Source organism: Ruminococcus callidus ATCC 27760 (genome assembly GCF_000468015.1).
In the GTDB taxonomy this organism is placed as follows: domain Bacteria; phylum Bacillota; class Clostridia; order Oscillospirales; family Ruminococcaceae; genus Ruminococcus_C; species Ruminococcus_C callidus.
In genome coordinates this window covers 25,035-29,183 of the sequence record NZ_KI260336.1, presented here as the reverse complement: position 1 = coordinate 29,183, position 4,149 = coordinate 25,035, and the positions used below count along the sequence as shown (strand labels likewise).

2 protein-coding genes are annotated in these 4,149 nt (G+C 53.7%); both read right to left on the bottom strand.

What is annotated here, in order from left to right; translation table 11 throughout:
• Positions 1-172: 172 nt before the first annotated feature.
• On the bottom strand, positions 173-2,962 hold the full coding sequence (locus tag RUMCAL_RS03685) for an AAA family ATPase (protein ID WP_021681190.1): 2,790 nt from the start codon (positions 2,960-2,962) through the stop codon (positions 173-175).
• Positions 2,959-4,095, bottom strand: coding sequence for an exonuclease SbcCD subunit D (locus tag RUMCAL_RS03680; RefSeq protein ID WP_040646854.1), 1,137 nt, complete (start codon positions 4,093-4,095; stop codon positions 2,959-2,961). The genes RUMCAL_RS03685 and RUMCAL_RS03680 overlap by 4 nt, the downstream gene beginning before the upstream one ends.
• Positions 4,096-4,149: the final 54 nt, after the last annotated feature.

The following is a 4,149-nucleotide window of genomic DNA, read 5'->3' as shown; positions in this document are numbered from 1 at the left end:
TCGCCAGACGCTCTTTGTGCGGTATTGCCTCAAGGCGGCATTTTCAGGAAATGAAAATGCCACAAACAATTTTGCAGAACATTTTTGTCAAAAAATTGTGCAAAAACGGCAAAACGCCCTCTGCGGACAGGGGAACTCGTCTGCAAAGGGCGTTGTACGGTGCTGCCGTATTTTATTCGTAATGGCAGATCACATGGCTGCCGTTTTCGCTTTTTTCTACCTGAAGCTGTGCCTCGAACCGTTCTGCCAGTTCCGACACGTGGGAAATGATGCCGATCGTCCGCTGGTGGTCTGACAGCTGCTGCAATACCTGCACCGCGTTGTCCAGTGCAGTGCTGTCCAGGGAGCCGAAGCCCTCGTCAATGAACATAGCGTTCAGCTGAATGCCGCCGCTTTGCTGCTGCACGGTGTCAGAAAGTCCCAGTGCCAGTGCCAGCGATGCCAGAAACGTTTCGCCGCCGGAAAGCGTTTCCACACTTCTGGACTTGCCGGTGTACTGATCCAGCACGTCCAGATTCAGCCCCGAAGAAATGTTGTGTGCCGTTTCTTCCTGCCGCCGCCGGAACTGGTATCTGCCGTTGGAAAGCTGGTAGAGCTTCTGGTTGGCGAACTGCAGCACCCGATTGAAATAATAGGTCTGCACATAGCGTTCAAACGAGATGCGTTCGCCTTTTTTCAGCGTACCGGTCATCATCTGGTACAGCTTTTCCAAGGTATTCCCCTGTCTGGCTTCGCTTTCCCAAGAGCGATACCGTTTCTGTACCACTCCGGCAATGGTCTTGCACTGCTGTGCCTGCTGACTGGACTGCCGGCAGCGTTTTTCAGTGCGTTCTTTTTCGCTGCGTTTCTGTTCCAGCGTCTGTTCTGCGGTTTGCAGATCATACGCCGGCTTGTCCTTGACTGTTTCCCGCAGGTGCTGCACCAGTTTCTGCTGCGAAGAAACCTGTTCTTTCTGCTGCTGCCATTTCTGTGCTGCCTGCTGCTGTGCCTGTTCCAGCTGCCGAATGGTGCTCTGCTTCTGCTCCAGCTGTTTCTTTGCCAGCGACAGCGATGCATAGGGCAGTCCCGCCTGACACTGTTCCCGTTCTGCGGTTTTCACTGCCAGTTCCTGTGTCAGCCGTTCCAGCTGGGCGTGGCTGCTCTCATAAGCCGCCTGTAACCGGGGCAATTCTGCCTGCTGCTTTGCCAGCTGCTGCTTCTTCTGCTGCTGTGCCAACAGCTGCTCTTTCCGTTCTTTCAAAAGCCGGTTGTTCTGGGTGATCGCTGCCTGCAAATCTGCCTCAAACTGCTGAACCGCTGCGGAGCCGGCGGTTTCGTTCAGTCCGCAGTGCACCAGCTGCTGCTGCACCTGCTGTTCCAGCATCTTACAGCGTTCCTCCTGCTGGGTGAAAGATTTCTTATGCTCTTCCATTTGCTGTAAGGCGTTCTGCTGCCGTTCTTTTGCCTTTTGGAATTGTTCTTCTGTAACGGTGTCCTCCGTGTACAGAGCCGGACACGAGTGTTCCCGTGAACCGCACACCGGACAGGGCTCATTCTCCTTCAGCTTCCGTGCCAGATTGCCCGCCATGCTCTGGAAAAACTGCCGTTCTGTCCGGTCGTATGCTGGCTTTTCCTCGCTGAAATACCATGTTTCCGCCTGCTGGGCACGCTGGCTCCGGCGTTCCAGTTCTTTCTGTGCTTTCTGCTGTTCCGTCATCTGCTTTTGCAGCTGCCGGACGCTCTGCTGCCGCTGGGTGTCCTTTTCGATGGCATGTTCCAGATTGGCACAGTCCACCGCAGAATCCACGTGGACTTCCAATTCCTTGGAAAGCCGCTGACAGCTGGCGTTGGTCTGCTCCCAGTACAGCTTCGCCTGTGCACAAGCCTGTTCCTGTGTTTTCCGCTTCATCTGTAAAGCAGATTCTGCCGCCTGCAACACAGCAACTTCCTCGTACTTGGGCAGGCTGTGTTGCAGCAGGGTCACCTGTTCCTGCAATTCTGGTACCTTTTCTGCATCGGCATCGGCTTTTTTCGCCGCAGCTTCGCAAAGTTCCAGCTGGACAGCACCTTTCTGCTGCTCCTGTTCCGCCTGCCGCAGCTGTTTCAAAACGGCGTTGTGCTGCCTGCCCTGTTCGATTTCCTGTAGCAGGGATTCTATGGCTTTCTGCTGTTCCTGCACCTGTTCGGACTGTGATGCTGCCTGTTCCGACAGTTCCGCCGCTGATGTTTTCAGCATGTCACAGAGTTCCTCTGCTGCCGCCATGCCGGAAAAATTCAGCCGTGCTTCATAGAGTTCTGCCTGTTTTTCCCCTGCCGGTGAAGCCTGATGCAGCAGGGTCAGCATCTGGGTTTCCTGTTCCCTGACATGTGCCCTCTGCTGATCCAGCCGCTCTTTCAAGATCTGCTGAATCTTGTCACAGTTCTGGGTGTGGAACAGCTGCCGCAGGATCTTTCCCTTTTCCACGGAACTGGACAGCAGAAACTTCCGGAATTCGCCCTGTGCGATCATGACGATCTGGCGGAACTGTTTGCTGTCCATGCCGGTCAGTTCCACCACTTTGTCCGTCACTGCCTGTGCTCCGGAACAGAGGATCTCTTTTTTCTCTGCCGTCTTATTCGGAAGAATCTCCCAGAGTTCTGCCTCTGCCTTTTGTTCTACCATGCCGCTGCCGCGGAGTGCCGCACGCAGATACGGCGGTGTGCGATTTACCAGATACTGTTTGTTCCCGCAGAAGAACCGCAGTTCTACACAAGTGATCTGCTTGGGGTCAGCATACTGACTGCGAAACTGCTTCGGATCGCGGACATCGCCGCTTGCCGTTCCATAAAGGGCGTAGCAGATCGCATCAAAAATGGTAGTTTTTCCCGCACCGGTTTCGCCGGTGATCAGATAGATCCCCGACTTGTCAAAGGGCGTAAAGTCAATGCGGCATTCCTCTGCAAATGCCCCGAATGCTTTCATCGATAATTGCAATGGTTTCATTTTTCCTGCTCCGCCTCCTTACAGATTTCTTCCATCAGCTGATACGCCTCCGGTTCTTCCTCCAGCTGATACTGATATACGCTGTCCAGAAAGCCGCCCAGCAGTTCTACCAGCGACTGTTCCGGTACCAGTTTCACTTCCGTATTGCTGGCGGCAATCTGCTCCTCCTGATACAGATACACCAGTTCCATAATATTGGGATAGGACATTCGCAGTCTTTCCAGAGCATAGGGGATCAGTTCTTTGTCGGTCAGTTCTGCACGAATCCAGTCTTCCGAAGGCTCTGCATGCTCCAGCAGGTCTTCCAGTTTTCCCTGAATGACACGCATATCCTGTTCCGGCTGCAGAGGGATCGTGGTGACGGTCAGGTTATCTTTCGCTTTCCAGTCCAGCAGTGTGACGCTCTTGTTTTGCAGGCTTTCCGAAAACGAATACTTCATCAGAGAACCGCTGTAGCGAATCTTACCGCTTTTTACCCATTGAGGCTTATGGATATGCCCCAGTGCCACATAGTCAAATGCCGAAAATACCGACGCTTCCACCAGCTGTGTGCCGCCCAGCTGCAATTCTGATTCTGACAGTTCCGGCCCGTCGCCGTTGTGCAGCACGAAGCCATGGTACATCAGCAGATTCCGGTCATTTTCTGACAGCGGTGTCTGCTCGAGAACATGGGCGATGCCCTCTGACAGGCTGTGGAATTTTTCGTCCGGATACAGAGAGGCCAGCGTGGACTGCTTCACAAAGGGCAACAGACACAGGTGTACTTTTCCGTATGCATCTTCCAGATCGTAGGTCTGCATCTTTCCGGTAAAGGTTCCGGCAATGTAGACCTGCTGGTGTTCCAGCAGCTGGCTGCCAAATTGCAGACGCTCTGCGGAATCGTGATTGCCGCTGATGAGAAATACCGGTATCTGCCGCACCGACAGTGCTGTGAGGAACTCGTCCAGCACGGTGACAGCTTCTGCAACGGGTACGTTTTTATCGTAAATATCCCCCGCCACCAGAACCGCCTGCACCGCCTGTTCTTCGGCAATGATCACCACCTGCTCCAGCAGTTTTTTCTGTTGGGGCAGGAACGAATAGTTGTACATTCGCCGCCCCAGATGCAGATCGCTAAGATGTAAGATTTTCATGAAAGCTTCCCCTTTCTGTGATTTAGGGCAATACCGCACAAAGAGCGTCTGGCG

Coding starts and splice junctions, on each gene's coding strand:
- RUMCAL_RS03685 (WP_021681190.1), bottom strand. CDS start 2,962: ATGAAACCATTGCAATTATCGATGAAAGCATTCGGGGCATTTGCAGAG.
- RUMCAL_RS03680 (WP_040646854.1), bottom strand. CDS start 4,095: ATGAAAATCTTACATCTTAGCGATCTGCATCTGGGGCGGCGAATGTAC.